Origin of the sequence: Frigoribacterium sp. CG_9.8 (assembly GCF_015751965.1) — a bacterium.
GTDB lineage: Bacteria > Actinomycetota > Actinomycetes > Actinomycetales > Microbacteriaceae > Lacisediminihabitans.
In genome coordinates this window covers 221,483-243,573 of record NZ_JADOVH010000005.1, presented here as the reverse complement: position 1 = coordinate 243,573, position 22,091 = coordinate 221,483, and the positions used below count along the sequence as shown (strand labels likewise).

Here is a 22,091-nt window from a genome sequence, read left to right as displayed (position 1 = left end):
CAACACCTTCAACCTACGCGCGCCCCGCGGGTGCGGTCAAGTAGACCCACTACCGGAGCGCACTGGAGCCCACTGGATGCCACTGGATCCCACTGAAGTAAGTTCAGCGATTGAACCTGGCTCGGTTAGCTGCTCCCGTCTGCTGTCCTGTGGCAGGCATGGGTGATGCGAGGTAATGGGTCGTGAAGTCGTCATAAAACGCTTCCTTCTCCGCGGATCAGCGCCGCGTGTCATATTCGCTGCCTAATCAGTTGAGACAGGCCCGTCCGGGTTGTCAGGTGTGTTCAGGACGTCCGACACCGCGGAGTCGAAAACCACCAAGTGCACTCGTTCGGTGCCGTATTTGCTGAAGAAGCGGGCCACTTCTCCGCCTCCCAGCGAGAAGCCGACAAGGATCACGTCGCTCAGCTCGAGTTTGATAAAGAGCGTCTGAAGGTTTTCGGTGAGAGTGTCGAAGCTGTACCCGGTGTGGTGCTTTTCGCTGTAGCCGAATCCACGGCGGTCATAAGCGATGACGCGATAGCCAATGCCAGAGACGGCAGGTGGTGTTCTTGAAGAGTGATGCGCGGTGACCTCAGTCACGATGTGCAATCCATTTCTTACCGGCAGTCGGCGGTGCCCCGACCAGCCGTCAGACCGCGAACCGGTTTCGGTCGTAGGGTCGCATTGCCGAAGAGGATTGACTCAAGCGCAGACTGCGCGTGGGTCCATCGAAGCGAATATCGCCACCAGAAGGGGCGCCGAGTAAACCGTTTGACACGTCACTGGTGCTGGCTTCGCACGATGCTTGAAGCGAGATGAGTGAAGCGTCCAAAGCACCGATACGGAGGGCAGTGATACTTCCCCAGTTGGGATCACTGAAAACCACCAAGCGGTAGTGGCTTTTTTCCTTCCCTGTGCGCCTCATGCTCATCCGGACATGTGGTTCCGGTACTGTCGGGCTCGTGCGACGAGGCGCGATATCGATGCTGTGTTTGCAGCGATCCGGATACCACCTATCTCGAAAGCCACCCCATGACCGCAGCCAACGCAGGCACCACCAGTCCCCCCGCACTTGCTAGTCCAATAGTGAGCCCTGGTACCCGCCGGGCCTATGCGATCTTCATCGGGTTCACGGTGCTATTCATTTTTCTGCAATCCGTGACCGCGGGGAACTTCATCACAAACGGTATCCCCGGCAGCGGCAAAGAAATTTGGACCACCATTCACGGGCTCCTCGCCTACCCGACAATGGTGTCCGCTCTCGCCTCGACCGCGATCGCTGTCCGCGGGCTGCGAGGGATTACCGGACTTGTGCCTCTCACCGGGATTCTCTTCCTCGCAACCGTGGCCCAATGGCTCACCGGACACATGATCTCCACCCTCGGACTGAACTGGGTCACTCCCTACCATGTCGTTTTAGCGTTCGTGATCTACGGACTTGCGATCGTGCTCTCGGTCCGCTCCGCCGCCCTCCGCCGGATGGAAAACACCACCGCAGAACGCAAGTAAAAACAGCACATTCGGGGGCTGAAAGGCCTGCGGGGAGGACTTGCCCTTCTCCAGACCAGCGAAGCATCCGGCGTGCGACCGAATCACTGCACCGACAGATGATGGTGGGTGTAACGCTCGCTTTCGCCAGCGTGGCCGCTTCAACACACCAGCATTCACGAAACGTTCAACCCGGGTGGGCGGGCGCGGGAGCCTCCCGGGGTTTCACGGATACACGATCGGGCGGGCGAATATCACCCCTAGATTATGGGACGCCGTGCTGGTTGGCTGGGATTATGAGTGAAGAACACGGCTCCGAACCGAATCCGCCGGGGCAGCACCCTAACGAACCGCACAACAATCCCAACCCTGCCCAGCGGTTGAACTGGCTTCGAGCGGGAGTCCTCGGGGCGAACGACGGCATCGTGTCCGTCGCCGCAATTGCTGTCGGTGTGGCCGGGGCCACGTCAGCATCCGGGCCCATCCTGACGGCCGGCCTGGCAGCTCTCGTCGGGGGCATGGTGTCCATGGCATTGGGTGAGTACGTCTCTGTCAGTAGTCAACGCGATAGCCAACGGGCCCTCATCGCTAAAGAACGACGCGAACTCGATAACTCTCCGGAGGAAGAGTTGCGTGAACTTGCGGGACTGTATCAAACGAAAGGGCTCAGCACAGCTACCGCCCGCCAAGTTGCCCAAGAACTTACCCACAACAACGCCCTCAAAGCGCACCTTTCCGTGGAACTGGACATCGACGAAAACGACGTAGTCAGCCCCTGGAATGCTGCATTCGCCTCAGCGGTCTCCTTCGTCATCGGGGGTGTCCTTCCGTTGATTGCGATCCTTCTGCCACCTCAGCCTGTCCGTGTTCCGCTGACCTTCGCCGTTGTTCTGGTTGCGTTGGCCATCACGGGATCCCTCGGCGCATATCTTGGTGACGCCCCCCGAGGTCGCGCCACCATCCGCACCCTCATCGGAGGCACCCTCGCTTTGGCGGCAACCTACGGAATCGGCACCCTGCTGCACACGCAAGGAATCGGGTAGACGAAACCATTCGGGTAGATCCGCTGCTGGGACAATAACCGAATATTCTCGTGCGCCGAGCTGGCAAGACCAATGGCTGTCCGTTGCAATTCGGCTGATGTCATGGCCGTGTCGGTGACAACTGAAAACAGGGCCACAGGTGATCTGCAGACATCCCCTGGAGTTGGTGCTGGTTCAGTCCCGTTACATCAGCAATAAATTGCCGAACAGGCATCCAACCCTCAGCCGACAACCAAATAAGGTCAACTCTTGTTCGGTTTGGCCCAAACGCTCACGCTCAAAATCAAAATCAAAATCAAAATCAGAATCGGGTTCTCTCTGGTGTAGCGTGAAAGCCACTTGCTCTAGATCTCGGCGATGACAACCGTCCCCCGACGTTTACGAGAGCCAGATGATGATTAGTTCTTCCGCACCGCAGCCAGCGACCGAAGGCACCAGACGACCTGTCGACCCGGGCGACGTCGACCTGGGAGACACTCAGTCGATCGATATCACCCCGTTCCTTACCGCCAGTTCTGTGAATCTTCACAAAATCGAAGCATGACAACGAGGCTCAGATCCGGATCCGGATCCGGATCCGGATCGGTTTTCGCGTCTGCGTTCACGGTATCCCCGGTGGTAACAGGTGCTCCCAAGCAGCCTCTCGGGTCGGTGTCCTCCGCCCGGAAAAAGGCCATCCAGTGCAATGCCGAGGTCCGACTTCGCGGGACAACCGGTCCACAAGTTCGCGTCGTGGCCTGGGAGCACAGCCCTGCGATTGCAATACTCCCCTTTCAAAACTGATGTCATAACGTCGACTACAATGGAATAGATGAACGCAGATAAGAATATCTCAGGATTCGAGTACCCCGACGACCCGTTCGATCCAAAGGAACTTCTCACCAACGACGCGGTCGGAGGCGAACCGGTAAAGCCGACCGGTCATTACGCCGGACCCGAAGGGTCAGAACCCCTCGAAGCGACTCCCGAGTACGCGGAACACGCACCCAATTCGGAAGATGGCCCAACCGATCTGGACGGCCAATAGTTGTAACAGAGGGGCACTGGGTCGAACTCGACCCGCGATCTTTGCCAATTTTCACCCGCTCGGCCATGGAACTAAAAGCTGGTTGAGGGAACCGCAACCGTCGCTGTTGTTGAAGGTGCCGTTGATACTTACTGGGTGTCATTGGTGACCCGGCCAGTCTGTATGCCCCCTTTCGTTTTACGACCGCATTGTTGGTCCCACTTTTTCTTACTCCCCCATCGAAAGGACTACCCGTGCCCACTCTTTGGGACGAAGTCTCTGTTGGCCGAATCACATTGCCGCACCGTCTTGCCATGGCACCGATGACGCGAAGTCGCGCGTTACCCGACGGAAGCCCCACATCCCTCATGGCTCAGTACTACACACAGCGAGCCTCGATGGGCTTACTGATTACCGAAAGTGTTCAGCCCTCCGGCGACGGACAGGGTTACCTGTTGACCCCGGGCATCTACCGACCCGAGCATGTGGCTGCATGGCGCCAGGTGACCGACGCCGTGCATGCAGCCGGAGCTCACATTTTTCTGCAGTTGATGCACGTCGGCCGAACCTCCCACCCCGACAACACCCCGCACCACCGGCAGGCCCTGGCCCCATCAGCAATCACCCCAGGAACCGAAATATTAACGTCCGCTGGAATGCAGGCGTCACCCCAGCCGCGCGAAATGACCAACGATGACATCGTGAAGACCATCGCCGATTTTCGGCATGCGGCCAGACAAGCCATCGAGGCCGGTGCGGATGGCATCGAGCTGCACGGTGCCAATGGGTATCTGCTGCACCAGTTCCTGTCGCCAAACGCCAATCACCGAAGCGACAAGTACGGTGGCTCCACCAAAAATCGGTCACGTTTCGTCATCGAGGTCGCGACTGCCGTGGCCGATGAGATCGGCTCTGACCGCGTCGGTATTCGACTCTCCCCCGGGCAGGCCACCGGCGGCATCGACGAAGGCAACGGTGTCGCGGAGCAATACCACCACCTTGTCGCCACGCTTGAACCCCTGGGCCTTGCATACCTGCATCTTGTACAGATCGGGGACGAAGAACTGCTGCGCCATATTCGACACACATGGAGTAGCGCCTTGCTTGTTCACCGTCCCGGTCGGGACCTCGACACTCTCAGCAATGATGTTGAGACAGGAACAGCCGATATCGTCCCGGTCGGACGTTGGGCCCTGGCGAACCCGGACTTGATCGAGCGCCTACGCGACAACGCACCGCTGAACGAGCCGGACCCGAGCACCTTTTACGGCGGGGGTCGGGCCGGCTACACCGACTACCCCACATTGAACGACTAACCGCAGGAATAAGAAGAAAAATTATCAGCCCAAAATCACAGCTGACAACCGACACGTGATAGCGAATGCTGACCAGCGTCTGCATTGTCTCGAGAAAAAGTCAAGACCCCAGGACTCGGACCTGTTCGATGACGATCTGGACGACGTTGCAGGGCGTTTGGATGAGGGGCTAGCGAAAACAAATGTGGGCAAACAGGTCATCGAGGACCCAGTAAAGCCCCTTAAATCCCTATGAGTACGGGGATTTAAGGGGCTTTACTTGTGCGGAGGGCTAGGGATTCGAACCCTAGAGACATTTCTGCCCACCAGTTTTCAAGACTGGCTCCATCGGCCGCTCGGACAGCCCTCCAGAACAGAATGAGTTTAGCCGACGGGATCGGAAGCACCGTTCGACAGAGTCGTCGGTGACGTCTGTCATCCTCCGGCACCGTCCAGCATCCTCCGGCACTGTCCAGCCAATCGAGTTGGTAGCACTTGCGACTTGGCGGGCAGGTGAAGTCACAACGTCTACCAAGTCGAATGGGGATGAGCGCGCGCTTCCCGGCCGATCACGGAGTCGCTGTGGCGATTGACCGGCGGGGGGCACCTGCATAACTCCTGCAGTTTTCCGGCCGAGTACCCGCCACCGCCTGTTCTCAGCAGAATCCCGTCGGCCGCCCAAAAAGTGCAGGAGTTGCGCAAGCCCGGACGGAATGAAACGCGACGGGGGCGTGACGAGACAACGGCACAGCCACGACCGCAGGATGCCAGACCCTCAGAATGTGCGGAACAGCTCCGCGATGCCGTCATCGAGATCGGAGAGCGTTACCTCGTTCGCCACCGCGAGCACCTCATCCGGAGCCTGGCCCATCGCGACGCCACGCCCCTCGACGGATGCCCAGCGCAGCATGTCGATATCGTTGCGTCCGTCGCCCACCGCGATCACCCGCGAGCGGGGGATGTCGAGCCACTCGCGCACCCGCTCGAGGGCGGTCGCCTTGTTGACGCCATCCGGAGCAATGTCGAGCCACGCTGTCCAGCCGACGTTGTAGGTGACCTTGTGCAGGCCCATCTTCTCGACGATGGTGAGGAACTCCTCGATCTGATGCTCCGGCGAGATCACCACCACCCGGGTCGCCAGATGCGCACCGAGCTCCTCGAACGGCACCTGCTCACTCGAAATGCCGAGCGCCGACTCAGGGAAAGACCCGGTGTAACGGTAGAAGCCCTCTTCGTCTTCCACCGCATAGCTGACATCTCCGAGGGTCTCCCGAATCGTCGCGAGCACCTCCGACGGATCGAACGCATCAACCGCGACGCGGGAATAGCCGCTCGGGGCATCGACATCGCGTCCCAGGGTGATCGCGCCATTGGAGCAGACGACGTATCGCGGTGTCAGCTGAAATTTCTCGAGCACAGACAGGGTCATCGACACCGACCGTCCGGTAGCCAGCATCACTTCGTGCCCGTCGTCGCGCACGCGCTGCACTGCGGCGATCACGTCAGCAGAGATGACGCCGTCCTCCGGCATCAGTGTGCCGTCGATGTCGAGTGCGACCAGCCAGGGATCGATCACGCGACCGGCTCCATCAGTTCGAGGCCGCCGAGGTAGGGCTGCAGGGCGAGCGGCACCCGCACCGAGCCATCCGCCTGCTGGTGCGTTTCGAGAATCGCGACCAGCCAGCGTGTGGTCGCCAGCGTGCCGTTCAGCGTCGCGACCGGCGTGGTCTTGCCCGATTCGAGCCGGTAGCGGATGTCGAGGCGCCGGGCCTGGAAGGTGGTGCAGTTGCTCGTGGACGTGAGCTCGCGGTACTCGCCCTGGGTGGGCACCCAGGCTTCGATGTCGAACTTGCGTGCGGCGCTGGATCCGAGATCCCCGGCGGCGACATCGATCACGCGGTAGCTGAGACCGCAGGCCTGCAGCATGGATTCCTGTAGCGCGACGAGCCGGTCGTGCTCGGCCTCGGCATTCTCCGGAAGCACGTAGCTGAACATTTCGAGCTTGTTGAACTGGTGAACGCGCAGGATGCCACGGGTGTCGCGTCCGCCCGAACCGGCCTCTCGGCGGTAACAGGTGGACCACCCGGCGTAGCGGGCGGGACCGGCGGAGAGATCGAGGATCTCGTCGGAGTGGAACCCGGCGAGCGCCACCTCGCTCGTGCCGGTGAGGTAGAGGTCATCGGCGGGGAGGTAGTAGATCTCGTCGGAGTGAGCACCGAGGAATCCGGTGCCATCCATGATCTCCGGGCGCACGAGAGTGGGGGTGATGAGCGGTTCGAAGCCTTCGGCGAGCGCCGTGTCGAGGGCCAGGTTCATCAGAGCGATCTCGAGGCGCGCTCCGATGCCGCGCAGAAAGTAGAAGCGGCTGCCCGAGACCTTTGCCCCGCGGGTCATGTCGATGGCACGAAGCTTCTCGCCGAGTTCGAGGTGATCCCGTGGCTCAAAATCGAACGCCGGCTTCTCGCCGACCTCACGCAGAGTAACGAAGTTCTCTTCGCCGCCGGATGGAACACCGTCGATGATGGGGTTGGCGATTCCTCGCACCGAGCGGGTGAATTCCGCCTCGGCATCCGCGGAGACCTGGGCGAGCTCCTTGACGCGGGTGGCGAGCCCCTGGGCTTCACCGAGCAGCCGGGTCTTCTCTTCCCCGCTCGCCTGGGCGACCTGCTTGCCGAGGGCCTTCTGGGTCGACCGCAGGCTCTCCGACTCGGAGATGGCGGACCGGCGCTTCACATCGGCTTCGACAGCAACATCGACGAGTCCGTCGGACTCACCCCGCGCCCGCTGCGATGCCTTGAAAACCTCGGGATTGTCACGGAGGAGCTGCGGATCAATCACCCGTCCAGTCTATTCAGCGATGCCGTACGTTAGATCACGTGACCGTCGCCCCGCAGCTCCCGGACCGCCACGCCGCTGTCATCTACAACCCGATCAAAGTGGACCTGCCGAAGCTCGAAGCGCAGGTCGCGGAGGCTGAGGCTGCGGCGGGCTGGGGCACGACCCAGTGGCACCCCACCTCAGTGGAGGATGCCGGGCAGAGCGTGACGAAGACCGCCATCGAGCACGGCGCGGCCGTCGTGCTCGCTGCCGGCGGCGATGGCACGGTTCGCGCCGTGGCCGAAGCGTTGCGCGGGTCCGGGGTGCCGATCGCGATCGTCCCCTGTGGCACCGGCAACCTGCTCGCCCGCAACCTCGCGTTGCCCCTCACCGACCAAATCGCAGCGATCGGCGCCGCCTTCACTGGCACGGATCGTCGCATCGACCTCGGAATCGCAGAGATTGAGCGGGCAGACGGCAGCTCCGAAGAGCACACCTTCGTCGTGATGGCCGGCCTGGGACTGGACGCGAAGATGATCGCGCTCACCAACCCGAAGCTCAAGAAGGCGGTCGGATGGCTCGCCTACATCGATGCCGGAATGCGCGCCATTCCCGACCTCAAGCCGGTGAAACTGCACCTCAGCATCGACGGGGCACCGGAGCGCACGACGAGCGTCCACACGATCATCGTCGGCAACTGCGGGAGCCTGCCCGGGGGCATCCTGCTCATGCCGGATGCGAAGCCCGACGACGGTATCCTCGACATCGCCGCGCTCAAGCCGAGCGGGCCCTTCGGCTGGCTGAAGGTGTGGAACAAGGTGACCTGGGAGAACGGCGTACTGCGTAAGAGCGCACTCGGCCGGTCGATCATCGACCTCACGAAGGATGTGAAAGATGTGTTCTACGCCACCGGAACCGACCTGCGGATGACGGTGGAGCAGCCACAGGGGTTCCAGCTCGACGGCGACGAGTTCGGTGAAGCCAAGTCCGTGCACGCCTGGTTGGACGCCGGTGCACTCACGGTGAAGGTTCCGGCGTAGGTTCCTCGTATTCTGCTGGTGTGTCGGTCCAGCGGACCGCCCTCAGGAAGAGCAGCCCGGCCGCAGAGGCGAGGCCGACGAGGGCGAAAATCGGCGCGACCGACGTGCCGATCCGCACCCAGATGATCGGCCACGGCATTCCCGCACCACTGCCACTCGTGTCATAACTCTGCTGGGTGGAAGAAATCCCCCAGCACAGCACGATCACCGTTGCGATAAGGATCACAGTGGCGAAGCCCAGCACCCGCTCCGACGTTCTCATGAGCGCCTGCGGAGGGCGAGCCAAAACACGAAGCCGAAGAGAACGGCGAGGCCGACGGTGATGAGCGGGCTCGAGAACGCATAGATGATGACGCCGACAAACCTTCTCTGCGAGGCAGTCGAGGACTCGGATTGGTTGGAGTAGTTCGTGATCCACTGGGAAACAGTCAGCCACGCCCCCAGCAGGATAGCGGCGGCACCAGCGAGCGGGATCACGAGGAAGTAGGGATTGCGCCGCCGCGGTGCGGGCTCGGACTCCATCACCAGCGGGCCGCTTTCGGTCGGGGATTCGGCCGTGATCCCCTCTGAAGGAGACCGCTCGCCCTCAATCGGCACAGGGCGCACCGGCACCTCAGCGCCGTTGTACCCACGCTGGAACTCCGGCCGATACCGGGGATCAATCGACGGCGATTCGTTCTCCATCCCTACATCCTTGCCGATCACCGAGGATGCGTGACTACGCCGTGCCGCCACCGATCAGCCCGTCGAGCCAGCCACGCGCCTCGGTGAAGGCCGCATTGTCATAGCGCGGTGTCACGGTGATCGGCATTTTGTCGGCGCGCGGGTAGGAGCCGAGGAAGATCACCCTGGGGCTGAAACGTTTGAGTCCGAGCATGGCGTCCGCGACCCGCTCATCGTGGATGTGACCGTCGAGGTCGATCACGAAACGGTAGCGGCCGAGAGCGTCACCGATCGGCCGGGAGGCGAGCAGGCTCATGTTGACTCCGCGAGTGGCGAACTGCTCGAGCATCTCGAGCAGCCGCCCCGCCGTGTCATCCGGCAACTCCACGATCACGCTGGTCTTGTCTGAACCGGTCGGCTCTGGCAGGCGGGTCGTGCGGCTTACCAGCACGAAGCGGGTGACGGCGTTCGGGTTGTCGCCGATCTCGCTTGCAAGCACATCGAGCGGGTAATGGCCGGTGATCCCGGGGGGTGCGATTGCGGCATCCGCCGTCGTATCCGACAGCAGCGACGCCGCAGCCGCAACATTGGAAGTGGCAGGAAGATGGCCATGGTCTGGCAGGGCGTCGTCGAGCCAGAGGTGACACTGGGCGTAGGCCACGGGATGCGCATTGATGACCCGCACATCCTGCAACCGCGTGCCCGGCCTGCCCACGAGCACGAAGTTCACCGGCACGAGATATTCGCCGATGATGCGCAGGTTCGGGATGTTGGCGAGCGCATCCTGGCTTGCGCTGACTCCGCCCTCGATCGAGTTCTCGATGGCGATCATGGCCGCGGTGCTGCGCCCCGACACGACGTCGTCGAGAGCCTGTCCCACGTTGTTGACCGGCTGCCAGGTCTTGCCAGCGGCATCCGCCACCTGGGCGAGCGCGGCCTCGGTGAAGGTTCCGGCCGGACCCAGATAGGAGTAGGTATCGTCGAGGTTCGTCGGATGCGGCATAGCGCCGAGCTTATTGGCTCTGCTGGCCCGGCTCTCACTGCAGGAGTTATGCATTAGCGACCGGACAGAATTGCCCGGGGTGCGAGACTTGCCCCATGAATGCTCGCGCCGGCCAGAGGGCCCAGACTTCCGACCTCATCGATGTGCACGCACTGCTCGCGGCCTATTACGCACTGGTTCCTGACGTGAGCATCGCCGAGCAGAAAGTGGCGTTCGGCACTTCCGGGCACCGCGGATCCAGCCTTGACCGCGCCTTCAACGAAACCCATATCGCGGCCATCACTCAGGCCATCGTGGAGTACCGCGCGGGTCAGGGCATCACCGGGCCGCTCTTCATCGGCGGCGACACCCACGCTCTCAGCCGTCCGGCAGAGACGACCGCGCTCGAAGTGCTCACGGCAAACGGGGTGAATGCCCTGGTCGACGAGTTCGGCGACTTCGTGCCCACCCCCGCCATCAGCCACGCGATCCTCCGGTACAACGCCAACATCGCAGCGGGCGAGCCGCAGGCCGACGGGATCGTGGTGACCCCGAGTCACAACCCCCCTCGCGATGGCGGATTCAAGTACAACCCGCCGCACGGTGGTCCAGCGGACAGCGATGCGACCAACTGGATCGCGAACCGAGCGAACGAGATCATCGCCGAGGGCAGCCGCGCAGTAAAGCGGGCCGAGCCCTCCGGAGTCGGCACCTATGACTACCGGGGCACCTACGTGAACGACCTCGAGAACATCATCGACATGGCGGCGATCAAGAAGGCGGGCGTGCACATCGGCGCGGATCCGCTCGGCGGGGCGAGCGTGCACTACTGGAGCGCCATCGCCGAACGCTACGGTCTCGACCTCACGGTGGTGGGCCCCGGAGTGGATCCGCAGTGGGGATTCATGACGCTGGACTGGGATGGCAAGATCCGCATGGATCCCTCGTCGGCATCCGTCATGGCGAGCGTGTTGGTGCACAGGGACGACTACGACGTGGTCACCGGCAACGATGCCGACGCCGACCGGCACGGCATCGTGACTCCGGATGGCGGGCTCATGAACCCGAACCACTACCTGGCTGTCGCCATCCAGTACCTCTACAGTCATCGTCCGCAGTGGAGCGCGGATGCCGCGATCGGCAAGACCCTCGTTTCCAGCTCGATGATCGATCGGGTCGCCGAGTCGATCGGGCGACGACTCTGGGAGGTGCCGGTGGGCTTCAAATGGTTTGCACCCGGGCTCGTCGATGGCTCCGTCGCTTTCGGCGGTGAGGAGTCCGCCGGGGCGAGTTTCCTGCGCACGGACGGCACCGTGTGGACCACCGACAAGGACGGCATCCTGCTCGCCCTCCTCGCAAGCGAGATCATCGCGGTCACCGGCAAGTCCCCCAGCCAGCTCTATACCGAACTCACCGAGAAATACGGCTCACCGGCATATGAGCGAGTTGATGCCGCGGCGACTAAGGCGCAGAAGGTCGCGCTCAGCAAACTCAACGGCTCCGCAATCACGGCAACCGTGCTCGCTGGCGAACCGATCATCGCGAAGCTCAGCGAAGCGCCGGGCAACGGTGCCGCCATCGGCGGTGTCAAAGTCGTCACCGAAAACGCCTGGTTTGCGGCCCGCCCGAGCGGCACGGAGGACGTGTACAAGATCTACGCCGAGTCGTTCCTCGGGGCAGAGCACCTGAAGCTCGTGCAAGCCGAGGCGAAGTCGATCGTGGACGCGGCACTGAACGGTCAGGGCGCGTAGGCCGGCGCTGCTGGCAGGTGGAAAAACTCCTCAAGCGTCGTTGCCCCGGTGCGCTTCATCTCGGTGGAGAGTGACTCCCCGACATAGCGAAAGTGCCACGGTTCATAGATGTATCCGGTGGCCGCAGTTTTATCAGCGGGGTAGCGAAGCAGATACCCGAATCGGTATGCATTCGCCGCGAGCCAGATGCCTTGCGGGGTCTGGCCGAAGCAGGCGGCAAGCGCACAGGTGAGCGGTAAGGCGCTGATATCGGCGGCGAGCCCCGTCTGGTGCTCGCTGAAACCGGGCCTGGCACTCTGCGAATCCGCGCCGGTTTTGCCCGCACTTGCGACGTAGCCACCGTAGATCTCCACCTGAAGGGAATAGGAGCGGTACGCGCTCTGCAGCTGCATTGCGCCCGCACCCTCCGCCCTCGCCGCAGCGAACATAGCAATCATCGCGTTCGCAGCTTCGGCACGCAGGGAAGGCGGATTGAGATGCGGTAGCGGCGTCTCGACGAGGTCGGACGGAGCAAACGAGGCCGGTTGGAGCGGCCGCAGCTTGTCGACCACCAGCCAGATGCTGGTCGGATCATCGATCGAGAGTGCGGACCTGTCGAAGAACGAAGGCGTCGGTGTACGGGAAGGGTGAGCCGCATTTGTTGGCGCAGCCACGGTCGACCGCGCCGTGGAACCACTGTCTGAATCAGGAGCGCAAGCGAACAGCGGCACCAGCACTGTAAGCACGACAAACGCTGCCATGACAGAGCGAACAGGCCGGTGACGCACGACTCCGATAGTAGCTGTGAGAACACCCAGAAGTTGGCTGTGTATGACTTGCATAATGCTTGCCATGCGTATAACTTTGCAGACTACGCAATATTTTCTGCTGCTGATAATTGCGTGTTAATCGGTGGCGATTTTTATTTACACGCCCCCTTGCCATACAGATCGAGGATTCATGTCACGTGCCGACACTGCAACCCGGGCCAAGGAAGTCCACGAGTCCGGTGGGATCATGACCCACCGCCAGATCCTCTTCGTGCTGTACGGCCTGATGGCCGGCATGTTTCTGTCTGCACTCGACCAGACCGTGGTTGGAACCTCCATCCGCACCATTGCGGACGACCTCGACGGTCTCAGCCAGCAGGCCTGGGTCACGACCGCCTATCTGATCGTCTCGACGATCGCCACACCGATCTACGGCAAGCTCTCCGACATCTTCGGCCGCCGCCCGCTGTTCATCTTCGCGATCTCCGTTTTCATCATCGGCTCCGTGGCCTCTGGCTTCTCCACCTCGATCCTGGAGCTTGCCGGATTCCGCGCGATCCAGGGCATCGGCGCCGGTGGCCTCATGGCGTTGCCACTCGCGATCATGGGCGACATGCTCGCCCCCCGCGAGCGCGCCAAGTATCAGGGCTACTTCCTGGCCGTCTTCGGCATCTCGAGCGTCATCGGTCCGCTCATCGGCGGTCTTTTCGCCGGCGCACCATCCATTCTGTTCATCACCGGATGGCGCTGGGTCTTCCTGATCAACATCCCGATCGGCATCATCGCCCTGGCCATGGTGCTTCGATTCCTGCATCTGCCGAAGCGCAGCATCAACCGACGGGTGCGGATCGACTGGTGGGGTGCCACCACCGTGATCATCGCCGTTGCGCCGCTGCTTCTCGTTGCCGAACAGGGGCGTGACTGGGGGTGGACATCAGGTTTAGCCATCGCCTGCTACACCGCCGGCGGACTCGGGATCATCGCGTTCATCATCTCGGAGAAGCTGATGGGGGATGACGCGCTCATTCCGCTCACGCTGTTCAGATCGTCGACCTTCTCGGTCGCCACCGTCCTGGGTGTGCTCGTCGGTTTCGGCATGTTCGGTGCGATCTCCACCGTGCCGCTTTACCTGCAGCTCGTGAAGGGCTCCACCCCGACCGAGAGCGGATTCCAGCTGCTGCCGATGATCCTCGGCCTGATGATCTCTTCGATCGTGAGCGGCCAGCTCATCTCCCGCACCGGCCGTTACAAGATCTTTCCCATCATCGGCACCGGATTCATGGTGACGGGATTCCTAATCTTCACGACGATTACGGCGGACACGAATTACCTCGTGCTCGCCAGCGCGATGCTCCTTGTGGGCCTCGGCCTCGGCCAGCTTATGCAGACACTCACCATCGCAAGCCAAAACTCGGTTGGACCGCGAGACATCGGAGTGGCGACGTCATCATCCACTTTTTTCCGGCAGATCGGAGGAACTCTCGGCGTCGCGGTCATCTTCTCCGTGGTCTTCAGCACGGTCGGCGGCTTCATCAAGGCAAACTTCACCAACCCGGGCACGCTCCGTGCGGCACTCGATGCGGCACTCAACCCGGCGATTGCAAATGCGCCAGCCAACCGGGCAATCATGTCAAAGATCTACGACTCGATCGTCGGCCCGATCAAGTCGAATCTTCCCTCGCAGGTCGATCTCTCGAATGGCACAGCGCGCGCACAGGTCGTCGACAGTGTCCTCGCGAAAATCACCCCCGGCAGCACCAGTGGTGGTGGAGCAAGTGCATCGCTCGACGGCAACACCTCGTTCCTCACCAACGCCAACCACGCTCTCGCTGCGCCATTCCTCAGCGGCTTCTCGGACGCGATGGTGAGTGGATTCTGGGTGAGCCTCATCGTGGTTTCCGCTGCATTCATCCTCAGCTTCTTCCTCAAGGCGACGCCACTTCGCGAGAAATCCGCCATCCAGGAGGTCGCCGAGCAAGACGCCGCAATTCTCGCCACGCGAGCCGCCGAGATGATGGGCGCGCCCCTCGAGCCCGATACGAGTGGGGGCAGACGACCGGGTGATGCCTCGGCCGACTATCGACTCGGAGCAGCTCCGAAACGGTGAACCGCCGGGCGAATGGCCCGGGTGCCATCGCGGCGGCTGCACAGTGAGCCGGCCGAGCGCTGCTGGCACGTCACTCGAACGCGATACCCGCCTTCGTGAGTCGCGCGCGGATCACGGCAAGGGCATCCGCACTCTCGTCGACGAGCACGAAACGGCGACCGAGGGATGCAGCGACCGCACCGGTCGTTCCTGAGCCGGCGAAGAAGTCGAGCACCCAGTCGCCCTCACGCGTCGAGGCCTGGATGATGCGGCGCAGGATTCCCTCGGGCTTCTGCGTGGGGTAGCCGGTCTTCTCCCGTCCCGTTGGCGACACGATGGTGTGCCACCAGACATCAGTCGGGAGCTTGCCGCGCGCCACTTTCTCCGGCGTCACGAGACCCGGAGCCATGTAGGGCTCGCGGTCGACAGTGGTCGAATCGAAGTAGTACCCCCGTGGATTCTTCACATAGACGAGGATCGTGTCGTGCTTCGCCGGCCAACGGCTCTTCGACTTGGCCCCGTAGTCATAGGCCCAGATGATCTCGTTGAGAAAGTTCTCGCGGCCGAATAGCGCGTCGAGCAGCACCTTTGCGTAGTGCGCCTCGCGATAGTCCAGATGAAGGTAGAGGGTGCCGTCATCGGCGAGCAACCGCCAGGCTTCGGCGAGGCGCGGCTCGAGAAAAGTCCAGTAGTCCTCGAAACGATCGTCGTAGCTCATCAGGTCGCCGCGGATGCGCTCGTACTGCTGCCCCTTGAACCCACGAATCGGACCGGATGCGGAGCGCACGCTTGTCGTGGACTGCCTGGCCTGCGCGCGCCCGGTATTAAATGGCGGATCGAGGTAGATCAGGGTGAAGACGCCGTCGGGCAGGCCGGCGATGGCCAGGAGGTTGTCGCTATGGATCACGCGGTGCGGTGATTCGGGAGTCCAGTCGGTGCGCATCTGCACATTCTCCCGCACACGCACACCACCCTCTTTGCGACGCCCGGTCGCCGACCGTAGTCTCGTGTGATGTCAGATGTTGTACACCATCTCCCCGAACAGAACCGTTATGTCTTCGCCACAGACGGCGTCGAAGTCGGGCTCACCGACTACCGGCTCGTTGACCACGACATCCACATCACCCATACCGAGATCGAGCCATCGATGCGCCGCACCGGGCTCGCCTCAGAGATGGTACAGGCGGTGCTCGATCACATTCGAGCCGAAACCGACTACCGTGTGGTCGCCGACTGCCCCTACGTCGTGACCTGGCTGAGGCGCCATCCGGAGTACCAGGCGCTCGAGCAGCGCACCTGAGCTCTCTTCCGCGCTCCCGCCCGGTGATTGTTTCCGGGCGGTGGCCGGGGGTGGCGTGCTAACCGCGGGGTGGGCGGGTGAGATCGATGGTCACGCGACCGCGGTAGATGCCGGCCTCCTGCGACGGCCGCACCGGATCTCCGGCGAGCGGAGCCGGAGCGGGCAGGATGGTCTGGCGATCCAGTTCGATCGCAGCCTCGTGCCGGGCCGGTGCAAATATCTCGTCACCGATCCCCATCAGTCCTGCGCCGTTTCCGGCACTGCGGGACTTGGTCTTACCGACGATGTCAATGAGTCCGAACCGCTGGCCGAGGATGCCGAACAGCACAAGGCCGACGACCACGCATCCAAAAATCCACCAGTTCACCCGACAAGGTTACGTGACACCGCTGTCGGTCGAGTCATCCTCGAGGTGGATATCGTGGCGTTACGGCACTCGATAGAGCCATTCCTCTGTGCCAAATTTTTCTGTGACAAGTTGCTCAGCGCGGGCGAGCTCATCGGGGGTGACGTCATCCGGTGTCGCGCCGTACAGCCGCGTGAAGGTCTGCTCCATACGCTCGATGATCGCGGCCCGGCTCAGCCCGGTCTGGCTGCGCAGCGGATCCACTCGCTTGTTCGCACTTTTTGTGCCCTTGTCGCTCATCTTCTCGCGACCGATACGCAGCACCTCAACCATGCGGTCACCGTCCATGTCGTAGCTCATGGTCACGTGGTGCAGCACGGCACCGGTCCCGAGCCGCTTCTGCGCTGCGCCGCCGATCTTGCCGCTCGGGCTCGTGATGTCATTGAGCGGCTGGTAGGAGGCGTCGATTCCGAGCGACTTGAGGGCGGTGATCACCCATTCATCGAGAAAAGCGTAGGAGTCGGCGAAGGTCATGCCGTGCACGAGATCGGTCGGCGCGTAGATCGAATATGTGATCACAGAGCCCGCCTCCATGAACATTGCCCCGCCACCGCTCACCCGGCGAACCACCTGGAAGCCGTATTTCGCCGCATTCTCGAGGTCGACCTCGTTCTTCACCGACTGGAAGCTGCCGATCACGACGCCAGGCGTATTCCATTCCCAAATGCGCATAGTCGGCTTGCGGCGCCCGGCGCCGACCTCCTCCGAGAGAACCTGGTCGAGTGCCATCTGCAGCACGGGCGGATACGCGGCACCGTGGATGAACTGCCAGTCGTAGTCGGTCCAGCTGGTGGCATTCGCGAGTGAGCGTCGCACCGCTACCGCCACGGCATCCGGCGAGAATCCGAGCATTATGACGTTGTGGGGCAGCGCGCCCTGCACCGCGAACGCGATCGCGCTGGCGTCGCTGTCTTCGGAGAGGCCGTTGACCGCCTCGTTGATCAGTGCCAGCGCGCCGTCCGGTTCGAGGAAGAAATCGCCGGCGAGCCGGAAGTTGGCGATTCGATGGTCGATCACGTCGAGGTCGACGACCACGAGCTTGCCGCCGGAAACCTTGTACTCACCGTGCATGACTGTGCCTTTCATCGAGCGGATTCCAGCCTAGGCCTCGGGTGGCGAGCGCGGGCTTCACGCCGGCATCGCGGCATCGATGAGGATGCCGGCAGCACGACGCGCATGACCGGCGGCTTCCCCGGTGCCAGCGATCGCCGCCGTGGTCTGGGCGCCCTCGGCCAGAATGGAAAGCTGGGGTGCCAACGCCGGGTCCGCGCCAGCAGCGGCAACCAGACGGGCCACGTACTCCTGGAATCCCGCCTTGTGCTCCCGGGCACGCTGCGCCACTGCGGGAGCTATCGACCCCAGCTCCGCAAAGGCATTAATGAACCCGCACCCGCGAAAAGTGTCATCAAGAAACCAGTCCGCCAGAAAGTCGTAGATTGCGAGCAGTTTTTCGCGAGGTGCCGTCTCGCGCGCGACTCGCTCGGTCACGCCGTGCGTCCACAGCGCGTGGCGACGGTCGAGCACCTCGAGCACGATCGCGGCCTTCGACGGGAATACCCCGTAGAGGCCCTTCAGCGAGACACCGGAGACAAGCCGCAGTTCATCCATGCCCACAGATTGGATGCCGCGGGCGTAATAGAGGCGGTCCGCCGCATCCAACACCCGCTCCCGCACGTGCTCATCGACCATTCAGCAATCTTAGTTGCTTTGAGAACGTTCGTTCTCTAAGTTGGGATCAATGAGAACGATCGTTCTCACATTACGCGAGGAATTGGTCATGTCGACGATCACCGTCGGAACCGAAAACAGCTCGAACATCGAGCTCTAGTACGAAGATCACGGATCGGGCCAGCCGGTCGTGCTGATCCACGGCTATCCGCTCGACGGATCGTCATGGGAGAAACAGAGCACCGTGCTGCTCGAGGCCGGCTACCGTGTCATCACCTACGACCGTCGCGGATTCGGCAAATCCACTCAGCTGACCGTCGGCTGCGACTACGACACCTTCGCCGCCGACCTCAGGGTCGTGCTCGACACCCTCGACTTGACCGACGTCGTGCTCGACACCCTCGACTTGACCGACGTCGTGCTGGTTGGCTTCTCAATGGGCACCGGAGAGGTAGCCCGATACATCGGCAATTACGGGACCACCCGCATCGCGAAGGCTGCCTTCCTTGGCTCACTCCAGCCCTTTCGTGTGAAGGCCGACGACAACCCGACCGGGGTACCGCAGGAGGTGTTCGACGGCATCCGCAATGCGGTCAAGGCCGACCGTTCCGCGTTCTTCACCGGCTTCTACCAAAACTTCTACAACCTCGATGAGAACCTCGGCAGCCGGGTGAGCCAGGAGGTCGTCGACGTGAGCCAGTCGATTGCTGCCGGTTCATCGTTCTACGCCTCGGTCGCCGCGCAGCCCACCTGGCTCGAAGACTTCCGTGGCGACATCCCGAAGATCGACGTGCCCACGCTGATCGTTCACGGCACTGCCGACCGCGTGCTCCCGATCGATTCGACCGGCCGCGTCTTCGTCAAGTTACTACCATCGGCTGAGTATGTAGAGATCGAGGGTGCCCCGCATGGCATGCTCTGGTCGCACTATGCAGAGGTTAACGCCGCACTGCTCGCATTCCTCGCGAAGTAGCGGGTCCCGAAGTAGTGGGGCTCGACGAGTGAGACGCCCCTGCTGGCGGTGCGAACTACTCGACCATCAAGTGCGAGGAGAGCCATCCGATCGTGTCGGCGTAGACCTCGTCGCGGTTGGTCTCATTGAAGATCTCGTGGCGAGCATCCGTGTAGATAATCAGTTTCACATCGCTGAGCTTCGACCGGGTGAGGTAGTCCTGCGCGAGTAACTGCGCGCTGCGCACCCCGCCGAGAGTGTCTTCGCTACCGATCTGAATGAGCACCGGGATGTCGTGGGCCAGATTCCTCGCCGGTCGGCCGAGCAGGCGAAGACTGTCCCTCACCCCGAACAGTTTCATGCCGTTGGCCTTGAAGGTGAGTGGATCGTTGAGGAATGCCTGCCCCACCGACTGGTCACGGCTCAGCCATTCGTATCCGGTCGTGCCGAGGTGGGCGTGCTTCTTGGCGAGGTCACCCCCGTTCATGTGAATCAGGGTGCGGTAGGCGGTGCCGGTGAGTATCAGCGCCTGATAGTCGTCCGCATGCTCATTGATGATCGACTGCGCGATGAGTGATCCCCAGCTGTGGCCGAGCAGCGCGAGGGGCAGCCCTCCATTCTCGTCACGGATGATCGGCAGCAGCTCCCGCACCGCGCGGATGGTCGAACGGATGCCCCCCGGGCCGAGCTTGCCGAGCTGCGAGTGGTCGCCGCCCCACTGCCCGAGACCGGTCTGGCCGTGTCCGCGGTGATCATCGGCATAGACGGAATACCCGGCGGCAACGAGCTTCTGGGCGAGCTCTTCGTAGCGTGCGGCGTACTCGCCGAGGCCGTGCGCGATCTGCACGACGCCGATCGGTTTGCCCGCCTTCCACTGGAGGAAGTGGATCGTCACGCCATCGGAATCGACGAACGTGCGCTCCTGCCGTACGGCGGTGAACTGGACCATCGGGCCTCCTTGCAGCGCGCTGTTCGCGAGTGCTTCAGTGTAGAGGCAGCGAGGGCGGGTTGCGGCTGAACCGCACGCCCACATGCACGAGCCGCGAGCCCGGCACGAGTCCGAAGTGGCCACACTCCTTAGCATGACTAATAAGCTATGCTAAGCAATATGGCACCGGATAATCTGAGCGACGACCAGGACCTGCGCCTGACGATCCAGCGGCTGGCCCGCCGCATCCGCTCCATGCAGGCCGACGATGACGTGACAGAAGGCCAGCGCGCCGTGCTGTTCGCTCTGTCGAAGAACGGCACCCAGACTCTCGGGTCGCTCAGCGAGCACGAGCGGGTGACACCACCGAGCATGAACCGCACCGTCAATGCCCTGGTGCAACTCGACCTGGTGACTCGGGAGCCCGCGCCGGATGACGCTCGCAAGGTGAGCATCGACCTCTCGGCCTCCGGTCGCGCTTTCATCAGCGAGACCCGCCGTCGTCGCGATGCCTGGTTCACGACCCGACTCGATGCGCTGCCATCCGACCAGCGTCAAATGCTGCGCGAGGTCGCCCCGATCCTGCGGGACCTGGCTGACCGGTGAGCGCAACGTTCCGCTCGTTGAGCGGTTTCAACTACCGCGTCTGGGCGGCCGGAGCACTGGTCTCCAACGTGGGCACCTGGATGCAACGCACTGCCCAGGACTGGATCGTGCTGACCCAGCTCACCAACCACGATGCCGCAGCCGTGGGATTCGTGATGGCACTGCAGTTCGGACCTCAGCTGCTGCTGTTGCCCCTCACCGGCCTGGTGGCAGATCGCTTCGACCAGCGCAAGATCATCATGGCCACGCAGGCGGCCGGGGGAGCGCTCGGGCTGGGACTCGGCATCCTCACCGTGACCAACCAGGTGCAGCTCTGGCACGTCTACGTGTTCGCCGCGCTCCTCGGCTGTGTCGCCGCGTTCGATGCGCCAGCCCGCCAGACCTTCGTCTCCCAGCTGGTCGGCGGCAAAAACCTCTCCAACGCAGTCGCCCTCAACTCGGCATCCTTCAGTGCGGCGCGGATGATCGGACCCGCCGTCGCCGGGCTCCTCACCGCCGCTGTGGGGGCCGGGTGGGTTTTCCTGATCAATGCCGGATCGTTCGGCGCGGTGCTACTTTCGCTGATGTTCCTGCGGGTCGGCGAGTTGCAGCATTCCCCGCGTGCGAAAGCGAAGAAGGGCAACCTCGTGGAAGGTTTCCGCTACGTGCGATCGCGGCCCGACATCATGGTGATCCTCGTCATGGTCTTCCTCATCGGCACCTTCGGCCTCAATTTCCCCATCTTCATCTCGACAATGTCGACGACGGTGTTCCACCGGGGCGCCGCGGCGTTCGGGGTGCTTTCCTCGGTGATGGCAATCGGATCCGTCATCGGCGCGCTGCTCTCGGCGCGCAGGGACAAGCCGCGGCTTCGATTCCTGTTCGTGGCATCCGCGGTGTTCACAATCGCCTGCACCGCCGCTGCCCTCATGCCGAGCTACTGGGCTTTTGCCGCCGTTCTTGCGGTGGTCGGTCTCGCGTCACAGACCATGATGACGACGGCAAATGGTGCCGTACAGCTCTCCACGCCAGCGCCGGTGCGCGGCCGGGTGATGGCCATCTATATGGCGATCTTCATGGGCGGCACTCCGATTGGCGCCCCATTCGTCGGCTGGGTTGCCAATGAGTTCGGGCCGCGGTGGGCACTCGGCGTTGGCGCAGCATCCGGAATCGTGGCGACTATCGTCGGCCTGCTCTGGCTCGTGAAGTACCAGCACCTGCGTGTGCACTACTCGCGGCGGCGGCTGAGCGTGTCCCACGACGGCCGCGCGCGCGCAGCGGAGCTCGCAGCAGCGGAGCTCGCGGCAGCAGAGGCCATCGCGCAAAAAGGCTGACCCAGCCTGCCCTGCG

Annotated in this window: 22 protein-coding genes, 1 tRNA gene and 1 pseudogene; 11 read left to right on the top strand and 13 right to left on the bottom strand. The window is 62.7% G+C overall.

Annotated features, from left to right (window positions below):
• Positions 1–243: 243 nt before the first annotated feature.
• The gene (locus IWX88_RS11975; RefSeq protein WP_196830593.1) at positions 244–582 is read right to left on the bottom strand and encodes an alpha/beta fold hydrolase; all 339 of its coding nucleotides are present in this window, start codon (positions 580–582) and stop codon (positions 244–246) included.
• 486 nt (positions 583–1,068) lie between these two features.
• On the opposite strand from IWX88_RS11975, the gene IWX88_RS11970 reads away from it, so the two are divergent.
• The 4 genes from IWX88_RS11970 (at position 1,069) to IWX88_RS11955 (ending at position 4,835) form a co-directional block, all read left to right on the top strand.
• Positions 1,069–1,491: a hypothetical protein gene (locus IWX88_RS11970; protein WP_196830592.1), complete on the top strand. Its 423-nt coding sequence runs from the start codon at positions 1,069–1,071 to the stop codon at positions 1,489–1,491.
• 275 nt (positions 1,492–1,766) lie between these two features.
• Positions 1,767–2,513, top strand: a complete 747-nt coding sequence (locus IWX88_RS11965; protein ID WP_196830590.1) for a VIT family protein — start codon at positions 1,767–1,769, stop codon at positions 2,511–2,513.
• 811 nt (positions 2,514–3,324) lie between these two features.
• Complete coding sequence (locus IWX88_RS11960; RefSeq protein ID WP_196830588.1) at positions 3,325–3,540, top strand: hypothetical protein; 216 nt, start codon at positions 3,325–3,327, stop codon at positions 3,538–3,540.
• Between the two features lie 233 nt (positions 3,541–3,773).
• On the top strand, positions 3,774–4,835 hold the full coding sequence (locus IWX88_RS11955) for an alkene reductase (protein WP_196830586.1): 1,062 nt from the start codon (positions 3,774–3,776) through the stop codon (positions 4,833–4,835).
• A gap of 264 nt (positions 4,836–5,099) precedes the next feature.
• Here the strand turns inward: IWX88_RS11955 and IWX88_RS11950 are convergent.
• The 3 genes from IWX88_RS11950 to serS form a co-directional block, all read right to left on the bottom strand.
• Positions 5,100–5,184 (bottom strand) — tRNA-Ser (locus tag IWX88_RS11950).
• Positions 5,185–5,589: 405 nt separating this feature from the next.
• The gene (locus tag IWX88_RS11945; RefSeq protein WP_370568341.1) at positions 5,590–6,390 is read right to left on the bottom strand and encodes an HAD family hydrolase; all 801 of its coding nucleotides are present in this window, start codon (positions 6,388–6,390) and stop codon (positions 5,590–5,592) included.
• Positions 6,387–7,652, bottom strand: coding sequence for a serine--tRNA ligase (gene serS, locus IWX88_RS11940; RefSeq protein ID WP_196830584.1), 1,266 nt, complete (start codon positions 7,650–7,652; stop codon positions 6,387–6,389). Before serS ends, IWX88_RS11945 begins: the two co-directional genes overlap by 4 nt.
• Positions 7,653–7,690: 38 nt before the next feature.
• Between serS and IWX88_RS14305 the strand changes: the two genes are divergently transcribed.
• A complete protein-coding gene (locus tag IWX88_RS14305; RefSeq protein ID WP_196830581.1) occupies positions 7,691–8,671 on the top strand; it encodes a diacylglycerol kinase family protein in 981 nt (326 codons plus the stop codon).
• On the opposite strand, the gene IWX88_RS11930 is transcribed toward IWX88_RS14305, so the two are convergent.
• The 3 genes from IWX88_RS11930 to pheA are packed head-to-tail and all read right to left on the bottom strand — an operon-like array spanning position 8,649 to position 10,337.
• Complete coding sequence (locus IWX88_RS11930) at positions 8,649–8,933, bottom strand: hypothetical protein (protein WP_196830579.1); 285 nt, start codon at positions 8,931–8,933, stop codon at positions 8,649–8,651. The genes IWX88_RS14305 and IWX88_RS11930 overlap by 23 nt on opposite strands.
• The gene (locus IWX88_RS11925; RefSeq protein ID WP_196830577.1) at positions 8,930–9,355 is read right to left on the bottom strand and encodes a hypothetical protein; all 426 of its coding nucleotides are present in this window, start codon (positions 9,353–9,355) and stop codon (positions 8,930–8,932) included. The genes IWX88_RS11930 and IWX88_RS11925 overlap by 4 nt, the downstream gene beginning before the upstream one ends.
• Before the next feature lie 34 nt (positions 9,356–9,389).
• Positions 9,390–10,337, bottom strand: a complete 948-nt coding sequence (pheA, locus tag IWX88_RS11920) for a prephenate dehydratase (RefSeq protein WP_196830575.1) — start codon at positions 10,335–10,337, stop codon at positions 9,390–9,392.
• 95 nt (positions 10,338–10,432) lie between these two features.
• Here pheA and pgm point away from each other — a divergent pair, with 95 nt between their 5' ends.
• Positions 10,433–12,067 carry a phosphoglucomutase (alpha-D-glucose-1,6-bisphosphate-dependent) gene (pgm, locus tag IWX88_RS11915; protein ID WP_196830573.1) on the top strand — a complete coding sequence of 545 codons (1,635 nt, stop codon included), beginning with the start codon at positions 10,433–10,435 and terminating at the stop codon, positions 12,065–12,067.
• Here pgm and IWX88_RS14100 read toward each other — a convergent pair.
• Positions 12,055–12,618: a M15 family metallopeptidase gene (locus IWX88_RS14100; RefSeq protein WP_370568340.1), complete on the bottom strand. Its 564-nt coding sequence runs from the start codon at positions 12,616–12,618 to the stop codon at positions 12,055–12,057. The genes pgm and IWX88_RS14100 overlap by 13 nt on opposite strands.
• A 388-nt stretch (positions 12,619–13,006) precedes the next feature.
• Between IWX88_RS14100 and IWX88_RS11905 the strand changes: the two genes are divergently transcribed.
• The gene (locus IWX88_RS11905) at positions 13,007–14,923 is read left to right on the top strand and encodes an MDR family MFS transporter (RefSeq protein ID WP_231369212.1); all 1,917 of its coding nucleotides are present in this window, start codon (positions 13,007–13,009) and stop codon (positions 14,921–14,923) included.
• A 70-nt stretch (positions 14,924–14,993) separates the two neighbouring features.
• Here the strand turns inward: IWX88_RS11905 and IWX88_RS11900 are convergent, their stop codons facing one another.
• Positions 14,994–15,845 (bottom strand): site-specific DNA-methyltransferase, encoded by an 852-nt coding sequence (locus tag IWX88_RS11900; RefSeq protein ID WP_196830569.1) that lies wholly within the window; start codon positions 15,843–15,845, stop codon positions 14,994–14,996.
• Between the two features lie 69 nt (positions 15,846–15,914).
• Here IWX88_RS11900 and IWX88_RS11895 point away from each other — a divergent pair, with 69 nt between their 5' ends.
• Entirely contained in the window at positions 15,915–16,202 is a 288-nt protein-coding gene (locus IWX88_RS11895; protein WP_196830567.1) for a GNAT family N-acetyltransferase, read from the top strand.
• A 58-nt stretch (positions 16,203–16,260) separates the two neighbouring features.
• Here the strand turns inward: IWX88_RS11895 and IWX88_RS11890 are convergent, their stop codons facing one another.
• Genes IWX88_RS11890 through IWX88_RS11880 form a run of 3 tightly spaced genes read right to left on the bottom strand, consistent with a single transcriptional unit; the run spans position 16,261 to position 18,297 of the window.
• The gene (locus tag IWX88_RS11890) at positions 16,261–16,569 is read right to left on the bottom strand and encodes a hypothetical protein (protein WP_196830645.1); all 309 of its coding nucleotides are present in this window, start codon (positions 16,567–16,569) and stop codon (positions 16,261–16,263) included.
• Between the two features lie 60 nt (positions 16,570–16,629).
• A complete protein-coding gene (locus tag IWX88_RS11885) occupies positions 16,630–17,679 on the bottom strand; it encodes a biotin/lipoate A/B protein ligase family protein (RefSeq protein WP_196830637.1) in 1,050 nt (349 codons plus the stop codon).
• Between the two features lie 57 nt (positions 17,680–17,736).
• On the bottom strand, positions 17,737–18,297 hold the full coding sequence (locus tag IWX88_RS11880; RefSeq protein WP_196830565.1) for a TetR/AcrR family transcriptional regulator: 561 nt from the start codon (positions 18,295–18,297) through the stop codon (positions 17,737–17,739).
• Between the two features lie 88 nt (positions 18,298–18,385).
• Between IWX88_RS11880 and IWX88_RS11875 the strand changes: the two are divergent.
• Positions 18,386–19,249, top strand: a pseudogene (locus tag IWX88_RS11875) (alpha/beta fold hydrolase).
• A 55-nt stretch (positions 19,250–19,304) separates the two neighbouring features.
• Here the strand turns inward: IWX88_RS11875 and IWX88_RS11870 are convergent.
• Positions 19,305–20,177 carry an alpha/beta fold hydrolase gene (locus IWX88_RS11870; RefSeq protein ID WP_196830563.1) on the bottom strand — a complete coding sequence of 291 codons (873 nt, stop codon included), beginning with the start codon at positions 20,175–20,177 and terminating at the stop codon, positions 19,305–19,307.
• Positions 20,178–20,336: 159 nt separating this feature from the next.
• On the opposite strand from IWX88_RS11870, the gene IWX88_RS11865 reads away from it, so the two are divergent.
• A complete protein-coding gene (locus tag IWX88_RS11865; RefSeq protein WP_196830561.1) occupies positions 20,337–20,762 on the top strand; it encodes a MarR family winged helix-turn-helix transcriptional regulator in 426 nt (141 codons plus the stop codon).
• The gene (locus tag IWX88_RS11860; RefSeq protein WP_196830558.1) at positions 20,759–22,075 is read left to right on the top strand and encodes an MFS transporter; all 1,317 of its coding nucleotides are present in this window, start codon (positions 20,759–20,761) and stop codon (positions 22,073–22,075) included. Before IWX88_RS11865 ends, IWX88_RS11860 begins: the two co-directional genes overlap by 4 nt.
• Positions 22,076–22,091 lie beyond the last annotated feature (16 nt).